The organism is Paenibacillus koleovorans NBRC 103111, from assembly GCF_004000845.1.
Taxonomy (GTDB): Bacteria; Bacillota; Bacilli; order Paenibacillales; family NBRC-103111; genus Paenibacillus_AA; species Paenibacillus_AA koleovorans.
Map to the genome: position 1 here is coordinate 19,789 of NZ_BIMA01000043.1, position 19,058 is coordinate 38,846.

General features: G+C 55.6%; 16 protein-coding genes and 1 other annotated feature. Of the genes, 1 reads left to right on the forward strand and 15 read right to left on the reverse strand.

Translation table 11 applies throughout. The features are described 5' to 3' along the window. Positions 1–20: 20 nt before the first annotated feature. The 15 genes from PKO02S_RS15820 to PKO02S_RS15890 form a co-directional block, all read right to left on the reverse strand. Entirely contained in the window at positions 21–254 is a 234-nt protein-coding gene (locus tag PKO02S_RS15820; protein WP_127584523.1) for a Flp1 family type IVb pilin, read from the reverse strand. Between the two features lie 28 nt (positions 255–282). Continuing rightward, positions 283–1,035 carry a type II secretion system F family protein gene (locus tag PKO02S_RS15825; protein WP_127584525.1) on the reverse strand — a complete coding sequence of 251 codons (753 nt, stop codon included), beginning with the start codon at positions 1,033–1,035 and terminating at the stop codon, positions 283–285. 22 nt (positions 1,036–1,057) lie between these two features. After that, entirely contained in the window at positions 1,058–1,894 is an 837-nt protein-coding gene (locus PKO02S_RS15830; RefSeq protein WP_127584527.1) for a type II secretion system F family protein, read from the reverse strand. Further along, positions 1,839–3,140: a TadA family conjugal transfer-associated ATPase gene (locus PKO02S_RS15835; protein WP_127584528.1), complete on the reverse strand. Its 1,302-nt coding sequence runs from the start codon at positions 3,138–3,140 to the stop codon at positions 1,839–1,841. Before PKO02S_RS15835 ends, PKO02S_RS15830 begins: the two co-directional genes overlap by 56 nt. After that, the gene (locus PKO02S_RS15840; protein WP_127584529.1) at positions 3,124–4,230 is read right to left on the reverse strand and encodes a nucleotide-binding protein; all 1,107 of its coding nucleotides are present in this window, start codon (positions 4,228–4,230) and stop codon (positions 3,124–3,126) included. Before PKO02S_RS15840 ends, PKO02S_RS15835 begins: the two co-directional genes overlap by 17 nt. Positions 4,231–4,383: 153 nt before the next feature. Then, positions 4,384–6,081, reverse strand: a complete 1,698-nt coding sequence (locus PKO02S_RS15845) for a serine/threonine protein kinase (protein ID WP_127584530.1) — start codon at positions 6,079–6,081, stop codon at positions 4,384–4,386. A gap of 160 nt (positions 6,082–6,241) precedes the next feature. Next, positions 6,242–7,237, reverse strand: a complete 996-nt coding sequence (gene ilvA, locus PKO02S_RS15850) for a threonine ammonia-lyase (protein ID WP_127584531.1) — start codon at positions 7,235–7,237, stop codon at positions 6,242–6,244. 73 nt (positions 7,238–7,310) lie between these two features. Further along, positions 7,311–7,579: a binding site (T-box leader), on the reverse strand. 32 nt (positions 7,580–7,611) lie between these two features. Then, positions 7,612–8,655 (reverse strand): SAM-dependent methyltransferase, encoded by a 1,044-nt coding sequence (locus PKO02S_RS15855; protein ID WP_127584533.1) that lies wholly within the window; start codon positions 8,653–8,655, stop codon positions 7,612–7,614. 33 nt (positions 8,656–8,688) lie between these two features. Continuing rightward, positions 8,689–9,459 (reverse strand): ABC transporter ATP-binding protein, encoded by a 771-nt coding sequence (locus tag PKO02S_RS15860; protein ID WP_127584535.1) that lies wholly within the window; start codon positions 9,457–9,459, stop codon positions 8,689–8,691. Positions 9,460–9,549: 90 nt separating this feature from the next. Further along, positions 9,550–9,918: a cyclic-phosphate processing receiver domain-containing protein gene (locus tag PKO02S_RS15865; protein ID WP_127584537.1), complete on the reverse strand. Its 369-nt coding sequence runs from the start codon at positions 9,916–9,918 to the stop codon at positions 9,550–9,552. Positions 9,919–9,949: 31 nt separating this feature from the next. After that, positions 9,950–10,789: a deoxyribonuclease IV gene (locus PKO02S_RS15870; RefSeq protein WP_127584539.1), complete on the reverse strand. Its 840-nt coding sequence runs from the start codon at positions 10,787–10,789 to the stop codon at positions 9,950–9,952. A gap of 5 nt (positions 10,790–10,794) precedes the next feature. Continuing rightward, positions 10,795–11,604, reverse strand: coding sequence for an Fpg/Nei family DNA glycosylase (locus PKO02S_RS15875; RefSeq protein ID WP_127584541.1), 810 nt, complete (start codon positions 11,602–11,604; stop codon positions 10,795–10,797). Positions 11,605–11,670: 66 nt separating this feature from the next. After that, the gene (locus tag PKO02S_RS15880; protein ID WP_281280437.1) at positions 11,671–12,489 is read right to left on the reverse strand and encodes an HAD-IIA family hydrolase; all 819 of its coding nucleotides are present in this window, start codon (positions 12,487–12,489) and stop codon (positions 11,671–11,673) included. 338 nt (positions 12,490–12,827) lie between these two features. After that, on the reverse strand, positions 12,828–14,426 hold the full coding sequence (locus tag PKO02S_RS15885) for a ribonuclease H-like domain-containing protein (protein ID WP_127584543.1): 1,599 nt from the start codon (positions 14,424–14,426) through the stop codon (positions 12,828–12,830). A 49-nt stretch (positions 14,427–14,475) separates the two neighbouring features. Beyond that, positions 14,476–16,725 carry a DEAD/DEAH box helicase gene (locus tag PKO02S_RS15890; protein ID WP_127584545.1) on the reverse strand — a complete coding sequence of 750 codons (2,250 nt, stop codon included), beginning with the start codon at positions 16,723–16,725 and terminating at the stop codon, positions 14,476–14,478. A 468-nt stretch (positions 16,726–17,193) separates the two neighbouring features. Here PKO02S_RS15890 and PKO02S_RS15895 point away from each other — a divergent pair, with 468 nt between their 5' ends. Then, positions 17,194–19,056 carry an ABC transporter ATP-binding protein gene (locus PKO02S_RS15895; RefSeq protein WP_127584547.1) on the forward strand — a complete coding sequence of 621 codons (1,863 nt, stop codon included), beginning with the start codon at positions 17,194–17,196 and terminating at the stop codon, positions 19,054–19,056. The last annotated feature ends 2 nt before the right edge of the window (positions 19,057–19,058 follow it).

Sequence of the window (19,058 nt, forward strand, 5' to 3'; positions counted from 1 at the left end):
CGGGTGTTTCAAGCAGACGATCACGAAGCGACTGGTGTCGAGCAGGTGCTCGGATTATGCAAACAATCCTTCGTTCCCGCATCGTTCAGCTCTTCATTCGCCTGCCCGAACAACGACTTGATAAAGCTCAAGATCCATTTGCGAAAAGCGACGGCGACAATGACGAGCACCGCAACGATCAATAACAGCTCCAGCGTACCGAGCCCGTCCTCCTCTCGCCAAACCTTCACCAACATCGATTTGAAAATACGCATTCCTTACCTCTCCTCCTTCTTTCGTTTCTTAAGGCTGATTCATCAGCAGTACCGCCGGAGCGGCCACAATGGTCATCACTACGACAAAAATGAGCAGCATCGGAAAAATGAGCTTGGACGAAGCTTCCTCGCCGATCGTACGGGTCAGCGCCTTGCGCCGCTCCCACATCTCGGAGGAAAGCGCCTTAAGCGCCAGCACGAAGGAATCGCCTCCGCGCTTGTAGTTCATCAAGACGGTCGTCGTGAAGACGGACACCTCTTGTACCGCACATCGCACGCTAAACCGCTCCATCAGAATAGGAAACGGCTCCCGGTTCCGAAGCCCGGCTGCCAACAGCATCAGCTCTCGTTGCAGAGGTCCATCGGAAGACCCGCCACCCGCACATCGTAAAATCGCCCCCTGCACAGTTTCTCCTGCCCCGAGCAGCAGCGTCATGCGGCTGAGAAGCTCCGGCAGCTCGAGCACGATGGTTTGTTTCTTCCGGCGAATATGACGATCCAATTCCCTGAACAGAACAAACGGAATCGCGCCTGTAAACGCCAACCCGACGAGCAGCAGCATCGGATCCCCAACCGCCCAAAAAAGCGAGACCACCAGCAGCATTCCAGCCATGACGGCGATCAGGGATCGAGCTACGAATAGCTTTGAATGCGCCAGCTCTTTATTGTCGCCGTACAAGGCTGTCATTTTCGGTTGTAGCAATAATTTGACGCTATGCAGCCGATCTAACAATCGATAACGTTCGACAGCCCCTAGAGCAAGTGCTAGGATCCCGTTCATACCACGAACACTCCTTATCCCGTTAGGCTCGAAAGTGCATCAGCTTCCGGATTAGCAGTAAACATAGTCCGAGAAGGAATAGCGCTGCCGTCATTACAAGTCTGCCGCCTCCCGAGTAAAGCGGCTCCATATAATCATGCGAGCCCCAGGCGAGGAAAGCTACAATGCCGAACGGAACAATGCCGATCGCTCGCGCCTCGAACCGCTTCTGCGCCAGCAGGACGGCGATGTCCTGCTCGATCTCCAGCTTCTCGCCGATCATCTGCGCGGTCCGCCTCATCACCTCTACTAGATCGCCGCCCGTACGCTTGCAGGTGGAGAACACTTCAGCAAACTGAACGATATCCGGAATGCCCGACCGTTCGCCGAAATCCCGAATCGCCGCTTCCAGCGGCTCCCCAAGCTCCACTCTCCGGTTGATAATGTCCAGCTCGCAAATGATCATCGTCCGGTCGTCCGAGTACAGCAGCCGCAAATCCGGAATGCATTCGCGAAAGGCGCTCTCCACCGATTTGCCGGCGCCTAGCGCTGTGGAAAGTGCATATAAAGCTTGCTTGAATTGCAGCTTCAGCTTGTCTCTGCGTTTCGCCGCGAGCTGCTCCTTACGGATCGGAGGCGTCCACAAAGCAGCTAAACTCAGTACGAGCGACATGAAAGCATGGTTATAAAACAGCATGCCAACACTGAACAAAACGAGGGCCGAAACCGCCAAGCACAGAACCAGCTCGGATTGCGACAATGAATAGGTTCTATAATTCGGGAGCTTTCGCTCGGCTGAAGGCGGTAAAACTCCCGCGAACACATCAAGCCTGACCCATCGTTTCCTCCACGATTTGGCCGCTGCGGCTATCGTTCTCAAGCGCCTCTCCCCCCTCCGCGATACCGGCTTGAATCAGCTTTTGCCGCCGCTGCATAACTTGACCGGTCGATTGCAGTCTGCCTGCGATCCCGCCATCCTCGTTTTCCCCCTGATTCTCGAATCGGTAGAGCGGGTTCAATCGATAGTCCCCGTTCTCTAGCCCGGCCATCTCCGTGATCTCGGCTACTTTGCGGCTCCCATCCCGGTAGCGGGACAAATGCACCCAAATATCGACTGCGGAAGCGATTTGTTTGCGAACTACCGCAAGAGGCAGCTCCGTTCCGCTTAAAACCATCGATTCCAGTCGGCTGAGCATGTCGATCACCGAGTTCGCATGGCCCGTACTGAGCGACCCCTCATGCCCAGTATTCATTGCCATCAACATATCGAGCGCCTCCGCCCCGCGCACTTCGCCGACAATAATCCGGTTCGGCCTCATGCGGAGAGAGCTACGGATCAGCTCCCGGATGGAAATATGCCCTTTGCCTTCCGTGTTCGCATTGCGAGTCTCCAGCCGGACCCAATTCGGAACGGACGTCAGCTGCAGCTCCGCCGAATCCTCGATCGTGATGACTCTTTCGTCGTTCGGGATGTAGCCGCACAAGGCATTGAGAAACGTTGTTTTGCCGGAGCCGGTGCCGCCGCTGATGAAAATGTTGTACTTCGCGCGCACGAGCTGCCGCAGCAGCTGATCGGCTTCTTCATGGAGCGCGCCCTTCGCAATTAAATTTTCCATTCGCAGCGGCTCTCCAGGGAATTTGCGGATCGTCACGGTCGGTCCCTTGAGCGCCACAGGCGGCAAGACGACATGCACCCTGGAGCCGTCGGGCAACCTGGCGTCCACGATCGGATTCGCTTCGTTCACGACCCGATTTACTTTGGCAACTATGCTCTGTATCAAATCCTCCAGCTTTTCCCGCGACTCGAAGCGCCCTTCGTGTGGCTGAATGCGTCCCGCCTGCTCCACGAAAATTTCGCAATCCGAATTGACCATGATCTCTGTCACCTCGGGATTGTCCAGCAAAGGCTGCAGCACGTCCATCCCCCGGAACGAATGATAGACGAGTTGGATCATCTCATGCAGCTTCGCGGAAGTCCATTCAAGCCCCTGGTCAACCGTGCCTTGGAACACTGCTTCTTCGATACGCTCCATTAGCTCCGCGTCGGAGGCGGCATGATTCCATTGCAGATGCTCCCGGATTTGCTCCCTTACCGCCCGGATAAAAGTTTCATGCGGTTGTGGCATGACCTGTTTCCTTTAGCGGCAGCTGCTGCTCCGCAAGCTGAAGCAAAACCTTCTCATAGGCAGGCGCAGGCGAGTCTTGCTCCCATGGCGACGATTGTTGGAAAGACTGAACATAGGGAAGCTTGGCCGCTACGGAAACCGCGAACGGTCGGGATTCCAGACTAGGCTCCCCCCTCCAGCGATTCAGTACGAGGCTTAGCTTGGCGCGGATTGGCTCCGGTTCCGTATCGAGCCATCGCGGACACGCGTTCAGGAAGTCGGCGGTTTTGCGGATCGACGCGGCATCCTCCGTCACCAAACAGAGCAGCTTGTCGCTGGATGCGATTGCGCCTCTCGCGGCGGAGGCCGAGCTGCTGCCCGTGTCCACTAATATCGCCCGGTAGAGGTCCATCTCTCGTAAATGCGCCAGCATGTTCGCGATATCTTCCGCCGTCAGTTGCTCCATTTCCTTCAGAGAGCCGGATCCGCCCAACCAGTCCATGGGGTGCCGAGGGTGACGCCGAATGAGCTTTTTGAGTGTCTCTACAGCCTTCGAGGAGCCGTTGCGGCTGAAATACAAGTATTGGCCGAACAGTCTCGAATGCTCCGCCCCATCCGTCTGCGGCGAGCTGACCGAATCCAGAAGAACGAGCAGCGTTCGGATGCCATGCCCGTTCAGCAGCCTCGCCATGTGGTAAGAGGCGGTCGTTTTCCCCGCTCCGCCTGACGCCGACAAAAACGAGACGACCACACTTCCTTGCAAAACACCTCGCCCAGCTTGAAATCGGTTTGGCCTGTGCAGCTCCGCTTGTTCAACGGCCCCCGCCAGCAACCGCTCAAGCGGCTGATACTTGAATAACCGCCTTGCTTCGGCTACCCGCTCCTCGTCAAGCATAAGCCAACCTTCTCCTCCCTCTGTATCGAACCAATCCTTGTGCACCAAGTACAACCTGGCGCTTCGCTCCTTCAGCTCCTGGAGAAAGGAAGCTAGATCCGAATACCATCTGACATTCCACTTATCCGCCCAATGCGAGCTGCGAATATAAGCCGCAAGCAGCTGCAAATAGCCAGCATCAGGGTCGGCTATAACGACTTCCCACTGATCCTTCAACAACCATCCTCCTTTTCAGAACATGAAAAAAAGCAACAAAAAAAGCACGCTCAAACGCTCGTTCCTCGACGGCGTAGGCGGTGCTTCCGCTGTTGCTTGATCCAATTAACACCTAGTATATGGGAAAAGATGATCGTTTGACAAGCTCTTTTTTCAAAAAAAAGTCCATAGTGCCTTTCGCTTGGGGCGTGTAGTCCATGTTTCGGAAGGTGCAACCGCTTCAAGGAGCGGCATAAGAGCCGAGTCCAGCTTATCCCGCAAAGGATACCGATCCTGGATCAACATCCGCTTGTCCAGCGCCTCCAGCCGCTCTTCCGCCGATATATAGGGCAAAATGCAACGCGGGGAACCGGGCAAACTGTCCATTCGATCCTTCCGACCAGCGTGAGCAGCGTCTTTGTTCAATACCCAGTGTATGTCCAGCCCGCTCTCGGTCCATCTCAGAAGCTGCTGCAGCGATCGCCTGGTGCTCACTTGCTCCCATTTGAAAGGGTATGCGTCGAGGACTACAACAAGAGCAGCGGACTCTTCGCAAAGCGGCTTCAAACGAGGCTCCAACCAACCATCCGCAATATCGACTAGAACGAGGGAGGGTTCTGCTCCAAGAATCGCCTGTTGGAGACGCTCCGAATCGATTGACCGCGCAGTAGGGTCTTCATGGAGCCAATAAGCTGGAACCGGATTTCTGGGCAGCCAGCTTGTTTCCGCTTTCCCGGAGGAAGCAGCTTTGCTTTTGTGGGGCCGCTCCGTCTTCGTTTCAACTTCATCGTCGTAATAGCCATCGCTAAACGCCGGCTCGCTGATTCCACTCAACCTTAGCAACGCCGCCAGCTCCGGTTCCTTCGCTCCCGCCTCCACAACAGCAGTAGTAACCCGGGATCGTCTCCATGCACGCGCCATAGCGATCGTGACAAACGTCGCCCCCGCACCGGGATAGAGCGACCCTACCACAACTACCGTTTTCTTCGGCGCTGCGTTTCGCTTCTCGACAGCTTTGGAACCAACCGGGTATTGGGATACCTCTTCTCCGATCAACGCGTCATTGCGAACCGGAGCATCTTCTTCCCCGCCGAAACAGGCTTGCAGCGCCCTTCGAGCTTCCAGTGCCGACTGGTATCGGTCCTCCGGCTCCTGCTCCAGCAACCGTTGAATCGTTTCTTCCACAACAAGCGGGAGCGTATGCCGGTACCGCCGAAGGGGCTTCCTATCCACTGAATACAACCCGCCTCCGGTGATCAAATAAAACAAAAGCGTCCCAAGCGAATACAAATCGGAGCGAGTATCCGTCTTCTTCCGTTTCAGCTGCTCCGGGGCGGCGAAGGCGAGCGTGCCGAGCGGGATCGTATCCGTCTGTGAATCCGGCTTAAAGTTGCGGGCGATGCCAAAATCGATCAAGCGGATATGGCCTTGGCGGTCCAGCATAATATTCGACGGCTTCAAGTCGCGGTAGATGATCGGGGCAGGCTTGAGATGGTGCAAATAGTGCAGCAGTTCACAAATTTGCATACCGATCGTCAAGCTGCGTTCGAGTGGGATACGTCCTTTGCGCTGCTCCAACCAGTTGTCCAATGTCACGCCATCGATCCATTCCATGACCAAATAGCCGGAATCCGATTCTACATCTGACGAGTAGCTTGGCGGGAAAAAGTCAACCACATGCGGCAGCAGCGGGTGGTTCAATTGAAGCAGCGTCGCCACTTCGCTCTCTGGAATCGAAAACTGTCGCCCCATCCCGCGATATTGCTTCACCGCCCATAGCTTGCCCGGCAGCCTCGTATCTTCGGCCAAGTAGACCGTGCTCATGCCTCCGAACCCGATCGGCTTCAACAGCCGATATCGGCCGCCAACCAACCGATGGTTCCCATAATACTCCGACTCCGTCCTTTCGATAAAAGAATCCCTCCATTCTCTTACGTATTGTTGATCATGAAAAAGGGACAGCTTCTGCCGTCCTCCTCAATCTATCATCGATTCCATTTTTTCTCAATACATCTTTTGGAAGCTGACTGGTTTATCCAAGGGATTGTACCATCGGTATCGGAGCTTCGATGACCGGCTGTGACGTGTAGAGCTCCGCCAATTTGGACAAATCAACGTTGCCGCCGCTTACGACAAGTGCCACTCGTTTCCCAGCCAATGGCAGCACACCGCTCAATAAAGCGGCAACCGATGCAGCGCCCGCGCCTTCCACCAACAGCTTATTGCGCTCGAGCAGCAGAAACATCGCCTCGGCAATTTGTTTCTCGCTCACGGTGACGAACTCGTCTACGACACGCCGCATCCAGGCGAGAGGCAAGGCGCCCGGCTGTTTCACCGCCAATCCGTCCGCAATCGAAAGCGGTTTTTCAACTCTCTGCAGTTGACCGGTCTTCCAGGACCGATAGCCAGAAGCCGCTTGCTCGGGCTGCACGCCGATGATCATTGTCTCCGGACGAATCGACTTGACGGCTAGGCCGATGCCGCTGATCAAGCCGCCGCCGCCAACCGGCACCACAATGGCATCCAGGTGGGGCAATTCATCCAATATTTCCGAGCCGATCGTCCCTTGCCCCGCGATCACGTAAGAATCATTAAACGCATGCACGAAAATCGCTCCGGTTCGTTCCGCCACTTCATTCGCATAAGTGAAAGCTTCGTCATAGTTGGCTCCATGAAGCACCACTTCAGAGCCATAGCTGCGGGTGGCGGCGATTTTGGCAGCCGTGGCGCCGATTGGCATAACAATCGTGGAGCGGATGCCCGCTTGGGCAGCCGACAAGGCGACGCCTTGCGCATGATTGCCTGCGGAAGCCGTAATGACGCCGCGTTGCCGCTCTTCAGGGCTGAGGTGAGCGATCCGATTCCATGCCCCCCGCACTTTGAAGGCACCGGTTTTTTGCAAATTTTCCAGCTTCAGATACACGTCCGAGCCGGATTTTTCGCTCAGCGTCTTGGAATGGGCTAGCGGCGTGCGGTGGATATGCCCTTCCAGCTTGTATTTCGCCCGCATGATGTCTTGGTATTGCACGGAATAATCCCCAACTGAAACACCTCTTTTTTGGAATGGAATAGATGGTGAAAAAACAAAAAAACCCGATCCCAAAAGGGACGAGTTTGTACTCGCGTTACCACCCTTGTTCCGGATGCCGCTCAGCACGTCAAATATGCTGAAGCCTTCCGGCGCTCGACTCGCATGCCATCACATGCGGTTCCCTGTAACGGTGGAACTCCGTTGTCCCCTATCCGGCAGCCGGATCGTTCGGGTCACGTCTCGGAGGTGATTTTCCATACGGTTCGAACATCGGCTCGCAGCGACCGCCGACTCTCTGGGAACGAACTGGCATGTACTCTTCCTCTTCATTGACTTTATAAGCATGAATATAGCAGAAGTCTCGCACTTTTTCAACGTTTCAGCAAAAATAATGTGACTTCGTCCCGGTTGTGGAACAGCTGCTTGGCTCTTACGAGCTCGAGCTGAGCAGCGAATTCCCGCGACGTGTCCTTGACCGTCTGGAACGGTTTGCCGTGCATCAGCTTGAGCGTGACGATCGCCGTCCCGCCAGTGCGCAGCGAATCGAGGAGCGGCATCAGCAGCTTGGCCATTTGGCGCGGACTCCAGCTCATATCGCACACGAGCAAATCAAATGCGCCTGCCGGGAAGCTTACGTCGCCTGCATTTTTGCGCAAAATCGTCAGCTGGGGGTTATGGAGTAGGCTCGGATGCATTTCGCCGGGATCGACTGCGGTCACCCGCATCCCCCGCTCCAGCAGCAGCGAAGTCCAGCCTCCCGGTGCCGCGCCGATATCGAGCGCAAACTCGTAAGCTTCGAAGTGAAGCTCAAACTCTTGCTCCGCCTCCAGCAGCTTGAACTTCGCCCGTGAAATTTGGTTCTCCTCGCGCTGGAAACGGATCGCCCCGCCCGACCAGTCGGACAAGTTGTGCTCGGGTGCCGAAACGCCTGCATAGAGCGAGTCTGCCGTCCAGAACATAGACAAAATCAAGTCGGAATCGCGGGCTACAGAAACGATGCCATCTCGTGCATTCAATCGATCGGCAGCCGTTTGCCGCAGCTCGCTAAGCTCCGCGGAGAGCTCCAGCCCCTCTTGCTTGCGAAGCTGCAGGGCAAGCTTGGCTCCATGCCGGAACCGAGGCAGCGCCTCAAGTGCATCCTGCATGGTGTCATCCGCTTGCTCGCCTGACTGGATGTTGTTCCTTTCGAAATCAACCGGCTGGAGATGTCTTACGAAAATCGGCTCCTGCAAGCCCGTCATTCGGGCAATGGCAGCTTCCCTGGCTATCGGCAGGCGCACTAGAAACACTTCGTCCCGGGACAGCTCGGTGCATTTCGCCCCCGGGAACAGACGACGTATTTCGTCCTGCGCATACAAGGAAAATCCGCGATTGGACGTAGCTATGAAGCTGGAGGTTGAGCTCGCGGCTTCCATGGTCCGCCTCCTTCCGTTAGTATCGGGTTCGAATTAGATGACCCGAATCCAAGGCCGATCGTTCACCCAGTCGATCGTAACCGGCACATCGTACACGTCTTTTAGCAGCTCCGGGGTGAGCACTTGCTTCTTAGGTCCATGCGCGGGAATTCGCCCTTGATGAATAAGAGCGATATGAGTAAATACAGGAACGATTTCTTCGATATGATGGGTTACATAGATCATGGTAAGATCTCGTTTGCCCAGCAGGCTGATGCTCTCCAGCAGCTGCTCGCGCTCAAACAGATCGAGTCCGGAGCAAGGCTCGTCCAATATCAGAATTGATGGGTCGGTCATCATGGCGCGAGCCAGCATTACTTTTTTGCGTTCCCCTTGGGAAAGCGTTCCTAGAGGCTGATCCGCTACGTGCGACATTCGGAGCTCCGCCAGCATCGCCCTTGCCTTGTCCTCCGTCTCCCGGGGAATCACTTGATAAAATCGCAAATACCCATATTCGCCGGTAGCGACCACTTCCCACACCGGATCGCGCAGCGTCAGCTTCTCGAGCAGCGACTGACTAATGTAGCCGATATGCTGCCGCGCCTCGCGCAAATCGACGGAGCCATACTTGTAGCTGAGCACTTCGACTTGACCGCTGCTCGGGAATAAATACCCGTTGATCATCTCCAGAATCGTCGTTTTGCCGGAACCGTTGCGCCCCAGAACGACCCATTGCTCGCCTTTGTTCACCTGGAGCTGCACATCGGTCAAGATGTTCCGCTCTCCGCGGGTAAATGTAATGTCCTTCAAGTGAATGACGCTCATAAGTCACCTTCGCTTCCTCGTATCTCTGTCGGAATAGAATAGACTTATTGTAGCTCTAATGCCCGACGTTTGCCACCTGCAATTTCGTTTTCAGGAAGCCCCTCCTGCGGCGCGGGCGAGAACAGCCGGCGGCATGGAGCCATTATGAAGCTTAGTTCCAGCAGGCATATGAGGATACAACATTTGATACATGATTAATCGCCCATAATCGCTGGACGTATGTAAATAAATTTCTTGCGGAAACGATCGCACATTCAGCTCGGCGGCTAGAAATCGAGCCACTTCGTCTCCAGTAGGTTCCATGTAGCCTAGATCGAAATCTAGCGACAAGATGTTTACCTCGCATTCCGACAGCAACTGCTTGCATTCCTCGGCCGTTTTGGCCAAAACAAATCCCTCCGGACACGGCCGGCGATCGTCCAAATACAAATGAATGCGCGGTTTTCCGCTGCTCCCCATTATTACCGGCTCCTCTCCCGTTCAAATCAGACTATTCGCTCATCCACTGCTGCAACAAACGGATTTCTTGTTCATGCGTGCCGGGCTCGGGAGTCGGCGTTTCCAGTACGATCGGGATGCCTTGCAGCATGGGTGTATGCAGCAGCTCGAGTAAGCCGGCGCGACCGATTTCGCCTTGGCCGATGTTGGCGTGGCGGTCTTTGAACGATCGGGTCGGGTAGACCGAGTCGTTCAGATGGACGGCTTTCAGCTGAGGCCAATAACCCAACTGATGCCCTTTGTCCACAACCTCCTGCCAATTATGGCCGTCCCATAACCCGCTCGCCAGCATATGGCAGCTATCCAGGCAAAACCCAATGCGCTCCGGGGCCGCCGTCAAGCTGCGAATTTGGGTAAGCTCCTCAAGCGTCATCCCCATGCGGGCATGCTCTCCCGATTGATTCTCAATAAGAATCATAGCATTTCCATCCCATTGGTGCAGCACAACGTTTAGCGTATTCACGATACGGATGTAGCCTTGAAGCGGATCCGGCCCTTTGTACACGCCGAAATGCACGATCAGCCCGACGGAGCCGCATGCATCTGCGATTGCAAGATCGTTCAGAATCGAACGAATGACCGTTTCACGTTTCTCTCCATCGTCAGTTGCCAGATTAGTTGGGTAAGGCGCGTGTGCGATCGAAAGCAGCCGGTTGTCGCGGCAGTAAGCGGCGCATGCTTCCGCGTCGCGACGGTCGAACGATTTGACGGCGAGGCTGCGGGGATTTTTGGGGAAATATTGGAAGGACCGGCCGCCCATGCGCTCCGCGGTCTTCGCTGCCTCCAAATACCCTCCGCGGATGCTGACATGGCTACCGATGTGTAGACTCATCGCGGTCAACGCTGGCAATTCGAGCAATAAAACAGCTTGCGCGAATTGAGCTCCTCCTGCACGATTGGCTGGCCGCATTGCAGGCAAGGCTCTCCGCCGCGGTCGTACACCCTGCAGCTGTCGTTGTACCCGCCTGTGAGCGTATCACCTGGGTAGAGTGGACTCTCCATATAACCGCCAAGCCGCATCGCATCCGTCAGCACATATCGCATCGAATGAAGAAGTCGGGCGGTATCCTCCGTGGACAAGTCGCCAGTTCGCCGCTTCGGGTTGATGCCGGCGTGGAAACAGAATTCATCTGCGTAACAATTGCCGATCCCGGCCAGCTCCTTCTGATCGACAAGCAGCGGCTTCAGCACGGAGCGCTTGCGGCGAAGCAGCCGATCGAAAGCCGCCTCGTCCAAGGCGGGGTCGAACGGCTCGGGTCCGTAGGCCGCCATTCGTTCGCGGAGCTCGTCCGGACCCAACCAGTGCAAGTAACCGAGTCGCAGGCCAATGAAATAAAGATGACGGTCCCCGAACGAGAGTGTCACTTGTGATGTGCGATCCGGCTTTTCTTCCTCGGTGCCGTAGAACATCCAGCCGCCCAGCATTAAGTGGACGATCAGCGTGTGGCCGTCGTCCAAGTGGAACAGCACATGCTTCGCCCTCCGGCTTAACCCGGTTACGATACGATTCTGGACATTCAAGATAAGCTCGTCAGCCGGCACGTTGAGCGATTTTTCCCGCTCCACCTCTACTTTGGTGATGCGTTTCCCCGTCAAACGTTCTTGCAGCAGCTTCTTGTACGTTTCCATTTCCGGCAGCTCAGGCATGGCGTTTCCCCCTTCACGATTCGGATCCAATTGTTACTTGTATGTCCGGTTCGCAGCGGAAATAAACTAGCCGAACGTCTCGAACAGCTTGAGCAGGTTGGCGGCGATACGATCCGGCTTGACGCCGGACTGCTCCAGCTGCGACTGCAAATTGTCGGCGGTCGCGAGGCCGGTCAGGACGAGCGCCGTGCGCAGCCCGCTCGCTTCGCCCGAGGCGATATCGGTCCACAGGTTGTCGCCGACGACCCATACTTCCTCAGCGGGCTGCAGCCGGCCGAGGGCGAAGCGGACGATCGGCTCATTAGGTTTGCCGATGACGACGGGCTCGACCTCCGAAGCCATGCGGATGGACGCAGCCAGCGAGCCGGCGCCCGGCAGGAATGTGTCGTCCGAGGGGATCGCTCGGTCCGGGTTCGTAAGCACATAGCGGGCACCGGCCCTGAGATAGGTGGCGGCGCGATGCAGCTTCGCGTAGTGGAAATCGCGGTCAATGCCTTGCACGACGAAATCAGGCGGCGCTTGTGTAGCGGAATAGTCATCAGAGAGCAGATGTAGACCTGCTTCCTGCAGAGCCGTGCGGAGGCCGACCTCGCCGATTGCATAGACGGTAGCACGGCCACCGCTCTGCTGAATCACGTATTCCGCTGCCGCTTGCGCGGAGGTTACGACCTCCTCGACGGCAGCATCGATGCCCATGTGCCGCAAATGGTCGGCGACAGCTTCCGGCGTACGTGATGAGTTGTTCGTCACGAACAGAAACGGCCATCCCCGCTCCCGAAGATGCTTGATGAACGGCGCCGCATCGGGAATTTCCCGATGGCCCGCATACATCGTGCCGTCAAGATCGATTAGGAATCCATATTTGCTTTTATTGTCGCTTGGCACTGCTGTATCTCCTTTGTGAGGATAAGTGGTATTGAGAATGAGTATGAAAAATCATGCAAAATGAGTTACTGTAGCTGCTCTGAGCCACAATTTGTACTAAAAATCAAACAAAATGGGTCGAGGTTGCTGATCTGGGTCTCCGTTTATATGAAAAATCGTACAAATGGTGGCTCAGACCGGCTGTGGCGTCCCATTTTGTACGATATTTCGTACAAACGGTGGCTCCAACCAGCTGCGCCGCCCCGTTTTGTGCGATTTTTCGAACAAATTGGGTTGTTGACGCTGATAGGAGTCTCCATTTATATGATAAATCGTACAAATTATGCGCAACGCTCGACTCACAGCAACAGCTCGATCGTAGCAGACGCAGCCTTAGCGCCGGATCGGCGGCCCTTGCTGCCGGCCGCTGCGGCTGCACGCTGCGGCGGACGGGCGTCTGCCCGCACGGTCGCGACTTCCGCCTGGCTGCCACCAGTCGCGCCCGCCCTCTCCGCTTCGGCTGCTACGCGGCTGGCCGCCGAAGCGCTCGGCGCGGCCGCATGGCTGGCCGCCGGCACGCTCGGCGCGGCAGCCTTCTTGCGCAGCCGCGCGATTCGCTGCTGCAGCTGCTCGCACAGCTGCGCGTGCTTGCCGCCGCCCCGCGCCAGCGCCATGCGGCTGCGCGTGCGAGCCAGCGCCTCCTCCGCCAGGCGGAGCGCCGCCGGCAAATCGCGCTCGCGATGCTCATAGTGCATCGCGAGCTCCAACCACGGCTCGACGTTCGCCAATGTCGAACGGCTCCCCTCCTCCACGAGCCGCTGCCAAATGGCCGCGGCTCGGCTCACCTGCTGGCGCCGCTTGTAGAACGCGGCGCACAGTAAAGCATTGTCCGCGCTCAGCTCGTCCAAACGCGCAACCAGCGCGTCGACGGCGGCAACCGCCTTCGACTCCTCGCCGAGCTTCTCGAACCAGAGCGCGAGACGCATCGCCTCATCCTCCTCCAGCGCCTCTACCGGGATTGACCCTTCGAGCAGCTTCGTGAAATGAATGGCGAGCGTGGCAAGCGTGAGCACATCGCGCTCATTATGCTCGAAGACGCCGGCCATCACGCCGGGATCGCCTTCGGCCAAATATTGAAAGTACAAAGTCGGCGCGAGCGAACCCGGCACATCATCGACTCGGTTCAAGCCGAGCCGAGCCTGCTCCAGCATCGTCAGCCGGCACGAAGGCAACGAACGCTTCCAGACACTGCGGGACGGAAATAGCAAATCCAGATGAATCGGTTCCGGACCGCTCCTACGGAGCCGGTTCAGGATGAACCGATTTTTGATGATCGGCCAGTCGAAGCATTTGCCATTAAAAGTAACGAGCCGGTCACGGGTCTGCATCGTCTCCTGCAAGTAGGCGAGCATCGCCGTTTCCTCGGCCGGATTGCGGATGAACAGCTGCCGCACGACGAACTGCCCCGCTTCATACAAACCGATGCCGATCATAAACGACACGTTGCCGGCTCCCACACCGAGCCCGGTCGTCTCCGTGTCGAGGAACAGCAGCCGCTCCAGCAACGAGCTGATCTCCGTCTCCCCGCCTCCAAACCCTCGCTCGATAGCTTCCTCGTTCGTCATCCTGCGCAGCAATCCCGTCCGTCGCTCGTCCAGCTCCGACAAGCGATGGGTGCCATGCGCGAATTCCGCCTCATAACGGCACTCCCGCAGCAAAAAAGCAGCCGCCTCGTCTCCCTGCAGACGCACTCCGAGCCGCTCCCAACGCGCATCGAGCAAGGGCAAGGGAGCCGACAGAGCCGCCACAACGGCCCGATCCGCCGAGTCCGCAGCCTTGCCAGACCCGCCACCAAGTTCACCGGCGTTTTCCACATCCGCTTCTCGCTCCAGCCCCTCGTCCGCCCGCTTGGCATCCGTTCGTTTGAATCGCGCCAACCGATCCTTCAATCCGCTCATCGGCTCGCCGTCGCCCCCTTATCCACAGAATCAGCTTCTCCGCCAGCTGCTATATGGCGCCTAACAGCTCCAAACTCTTGTGTTTACCGCTTATCCCTTCTATTTCCGTACCGATACACGAAGGGCAGCCATCTTCACAGGGGCATTTCTTAATCAGGTTTCTTGCAGCCGCCTTGATTTCGTCAAATCGCTTATAGACATCTTCGGCCAGTCCAATTCCACCAGGGTAATGGTCATATATAAACAGGGTCGGCAATTGCGTATGCTCCGCCCTAATTTGCGAGACGACGTGTATATCGCTTCGGTCGCACATCACATGAATCGGCACGATATGCCTCAGCACATTTGAAATTCCAATCAGCAGCTGTTCCAGCGTTTTCGTTCCTAGGCTCGGATCGATCTCCTTTAACTCGATCCAAGTTGCGCTCGTATGCAGCTCTTCTTCCGGGAGGTTAATGGGGCCATATCCGATATTCTCAAAACTGGACAAGCGAATTTTCTTGAAAATGGTCGGCATCGCATTAACACGAACCTCGCCCTGATTAATTGTGCTAAATCGTCTACTTTCCGTCCGGTCCTTTTCTAAGACCACCAGCTTTACCGCCAGATTCGCATCGGTGTAATATTCTACATTTACTTCCCGCACATAAGCCTTTTTATGGTCCCAGTCCAACTTTTCGACTTGATACTGGACACCTTCATGCAAATAAATGGCTTCATCATGGAGTAAGGTCATGGCGCTAAAGCGGTCCATTTCCCCTATTATCTTAACGTTCGCAAGGTCCGACTGATCCACAATCACTACATTTTCTTGCGCTGCCGAACGAAGGCTTATCTCACTTGCCGGAAAGGATTGATTCGCCCAGTAGAACGTATCGCCGGCCTGGTGCAGCACCTTCTCGTCCACCAAGTATTCTAAAATTTCGGTTATTTCCAACGGCCCGAATTGTTCCCCTTTTGTTAAAGGCAGTTCATACGCGGCACAGCGCAGATGATCCACGAGTATAATTAAATTTTCCGGGTTGATTCTTGCGGACTCTGGGGAGCGATCGAAAAAATACTCGGGATTCTGAACGATATACTGGTCGATCGGCGTATTGCTGGCTACCATCACGACCAAGGCTTCCCCATGCCGCCTTCCTGCTCGGCCTGCCTGCTGCCATGTACTAGCGACGCTTCCGGGGTAGCCTGTCATAATACAGACCTGCAGCTGGCCTATGTCTACGCCTAATTCCAAAGCATTCGTACTTACAACGCCTAAAATATCCCCATTCCTTAAACCGCGCTCGATCTCCCGTCGCTGGTTTGGCAAATACCCGCCTCGGTAGCCCCTAATGGATTTCGAGCCTATATCATTCTTAATCAGCTCCTGTAAATGGCTTAAAATGATTTCCACTCTTACCCGGCTTCGGGCAAATACGATGGTTTGTACTTTATTCGTTAAAAAGTCCCTCGCCAGGCGGTTCACTTCTACAACAGCACTTTTCCGTATATTCAGTGCCTTGTTCACAATCGGCGGGTTGTAAAAAACAAAATGTTTTCGTCCTCTTGGAGCGCCGTTATCGTCAATAAGTCGCATTGGTTGTCCCGTTAGCTGCTCGGCCAGCTCCTTCGGATTCGCGATAGTCGCTGAAGTGCAAATAAACAGGGGATTGCTCCCGTAAAATTTGCAAATTCTTTTTAAACGTCGGACAACGTTGGCAACATGACTGCCGAATACGCCCCTGTATGTATGTAGCTCGTCTATTACGATGTACTTCAAATTGCTAAACAAGCTGATCCATTTGGTATGGTGGGGAAGAATCGCCGAATGCAGCATATCGGGGTTCGTTATGACTATATGCCCTGCTGTCCTTACAAGCTGCCGAATGGCTGGTGCCGTATCGCCGTCATAGGTGAAGCTTTTTATGTCGATCCCCATTTCAGCTATGATTTCGTTCAGTTCGCTTTTTTGGTCTTGTGCCAGTGCTTTCGTAGGGAATAAGTATAGTGCCCGGCTGCCGTCGTCTTCCGCTATTGCCTGTAGTACGGGAAGGTTGTAGCAAAGCGTTTTCCCCGATGCGGTCGGAGTTACAGCTACGATATTTTCACCTATACGGATCGTTTCGTACGCTGTGTGCTGATGCGTGTACAGCTGCTCAATTCCTCGATTTGCTAACGCCAGTCTTATCCTTGGGTCCACGCTTTCGGGAATGGCTCTCGTTTGGGCTTCCTGCGGCGCGACTTCGTGCCAATTGATAATGTTTTCATTCCCTCTCAATTCCATGATTAGCTGGGAAAGGTCTTTTTTTCTGAACATGCCTGCACCTACTCGACTTTTAAATATGCGACCGTATAAGAATTCATGAAAAAATACCCCTTGCCAAACCAGTTTTCGGCGATTATGATTTCATTGTACAGAATATACGTTCGCATGACAATAATGCAGCTACGAAATCCCTTCAAGCCTTCGTCCGGGAGAGATTGCATATAGTCGAATTTTAGTCTTGCCCGCTCCCGCTGTGCGATGATACAGTCATAGGAGAAGTGTGAAAAGGAACGAGGAAGGAGACTGAATGCGATGCATTTTCCTATATATATATTTCGGGTTAACCCAAACCACAGAGCGTCGATCCGAATACGCCAATTACTCCGACTAAGCGATACGGCAATCCCGTTGCGAACGCCTGCCCTCAGGCCGCCCCGCACGAATCTCCGCAGCTTACGGCTGCGGCTTTTTTTGTTTCCGACCCCATAGGCACTAGTCAGCAATCAGGAGGTTTCCATCATGAAAATCATGCTGCGCATTTTGAAATACACCATACCTTACAAAGGTTGGACCGCCGTCGCCCTGCTCATGCTCGCGCTGGGGGTCGCCTTCGATCTGCTCGCCCCTTGGTTTCTGAAGCAGACGATTGACGTAGGTATTGCGGAGAGCCGCATGTCCGCGGTCATTCTGTTCGCGCTGCTGCTGTTCTTCGGTCAAATTCTGAAGAGCATCGGCATGTACTACCAAGGCGTCGCCCAGGAACGTGTCGGCCAGAACGTCGTGTTCGACATTCGCCAGCAAGTGTACGCCCATCTCCAGCGTCTATCGTTCGGCTATTACGACAAGGCTCAAACCGGCCAAATCATGTCCCGGATGACGGGCGACATCGAAGCGATCAAGAACTTCGTCGGATTCGGCGCCATGCTGCTCGTAACCGGCTTGCTGACGTTCGTCGGAACGTTCATCGTCATGCTCATGCTGCATTGGCAAGTAACCGTCATCAGCATGGTGACGATCCCGTTCCTGCTTATCGTGCTGCGCCAGTTTAATCGTAAGGTAGGTCCCGCTTGGTCGGATATCCGCGAGCAGATGGGCCGATTGACAACGACGCTGCAAGAGAACATTTCCGGAATCCGGGTCGTCAAGGCGTTCGCCAGGGAAAAAACAGAGAAAGAGAAATTCAGCTGGCGCAACGACACCAACTTTCAATCCAATGTGAAGCGCGCCAAAATCGAGGCGGGAGCGTTTCCGCTGATGGGCTTTTACGGCGGGGTTGTGTTCCTTCTCATGATCTGGGCGGGCGGCACATACGTCATTAAGGATGAAATGAGCATCGGGACGCTGATGGCGTTCCAATGGTACGCATGGGGGCTGCTGTGGCCGCTGCAGATGCTCGGCTGGCTGATCAACATTATGCAGCAGGCGCTGAAGGCCGCTCCGCGCGTGTTCGAGATCGTAGATACGCCGGCCGCTATTCATACCCCGGAAGACGGAGGACGTACCGCGGAGTCGATCCGAGGGCATGTCGTGTTCGATCAAGTGGATTTTCGTTTCCCGACGATCCAACCGTTCGCCAAAACCGGCGGAGATTCCGAGTCCAAGGCGGAGCAGCCGATCGAGCCGCAGGTTTCTCCCGTTGTGTTGGACGCCCTGTCCCTCGATATACGCCCAGGTGAAGTAATCGCCATCCTGGGTGCTACTGGTTCCGGGAAAACTAGCCTGATTAATTTGCTGCCCCGATTTTATGATGTAACGGGCGGAAGGCTGCTGATCGACGGCGTGGACGTAAAAGAGTACACCCTGGAAGGGCTGCGACGCAAAATCGGCATCGTTCCGCAGGAGACCTTCCTATTCTCCGCCACGATCCGCGAGAACATCGCCTACGGAGTCCCGGATGCTACTCAAGAGCGTATCGAGTGGGCGGCGGCCAAAGCTCAAATTCACGAGTTCATCCAAACGCTTCAGGACGGCTATGACACGATCATCGGCGAGCGGGGTGTCGGCTTGTCCGGCGGCCAACGCCAGCGGGTGGCTCTGGCGCGCGCGATTCTGATGGATCCGCCGATTCTTGTCCTCGATGAAGCGACGGCAAGCGTAGACACGGCCACAGAGTCGGCCATTCACGAGGCGCTGCACGACATTATGCAAGGACGCACGACGTTCATCGTCGCCCAGCGGCTCTCTTCGATCCAGCGGGCCGACCGCATAATCGTGCTGCAGGACGGTCGAATTTTGCAGATGGGCACTCATGCCGAGCTTGCTTCTCAAGACGGGTTCTTCCGCAACTTGTATGCGATGCAACAGACGCCCGCGGATGAACCGGCTTCGAGCCCGGCTCCTTCCCAACCGGCTATTCCCATTTTACAAGCAGAAAGCAGGTGATC

What these genes read in the sequence shown, in the direction of transcription:
- PKO02S_RS15820 (WP_127584523.1), bottom strand. Translation starts at nt 254, where the DNA reads ATGCGTATTTTCAAATCGATGTTGGTGAAGGTTTGGCGAGAGGAGGAC.
- PKO02S_RS15825 (WP_127584525.1), bottom strand. Translation starts at nt 1,035, where the DNA reads ATGAACGGGATCCTAGCACTTGCTCTAGGGGCTGTCGAACGTTATCGA.
- PKO02S_RS15835 (WP_127584528.1), bottom strand. Translation starts at nt 3,140, where the DNA reads ATGCCACAACCGCATGAAACTTTTATCCGGGCGGTAAGGGAGCAAATC.
- PKO02S_RS15855 (WP_127584533.1), bottom strand. Translation starts at nt 8,655, where the DNA reads ATGGAAGCCGCGAGCTCAACCTCCAGCTTCATAGCTACGTCCAATCGC.
- PKO02S_RS15860 (WP_127584535.1), bottom strand. Translation starts at nt 9,459, where the DNA reads ATGAGCGTCATTCACTTGAAGGACATTACATTTACCCGCGGAGAGCGG.
- PKO02S_RS15865 (WP_127584537.1), bottom strand. Translation starts at nt 9,918, where the DNA reads ATGGGGAGCAGCGGAAAACCGCGCATTCATTTGTATTTGGACGATCGC.
- PKO02S_RS15870 (WP_127584539.1), bottom strand. Translation starts at nt 10,789, where the DNA reads ATGAGTCTACACATCGGTAGCCATGTCAGCATCCGCGGAGGGTATTTG.
- PKO02S_RS15875 (WP_127584541.1), bottom strand. Translation starts at nt 11,604, where the DNA reads ATGCCTGAGCTGCCGGAAATGGAAACGTACAAGAAGCTGCTGCAAGAA.
- PKO02S_RS15885 (WP_127584543.1), bottom strand. Translation starts at nt 14,426, where the DNA reads ATGAGCGGATTGAAGGATCGGTTGGCGCGATTCAAACGAACGGATGCC.
- PKO02S_RS15890 (WP_127584545.1), bottom strand. Translation starts at nt 16,725, where the DNA reads ATGTTCAGAAAAAAAGACCTTTCCCAGCTAATCATGGAATTGAGAGGG.
- PKO02S_RS15895 (WP_127584547.1), top strand. Translation starts at nt 17,194, where the DNA reads ATGAAAATCATGCTGCGCATTTTGAAATACACCATACCTTACAAAGGT.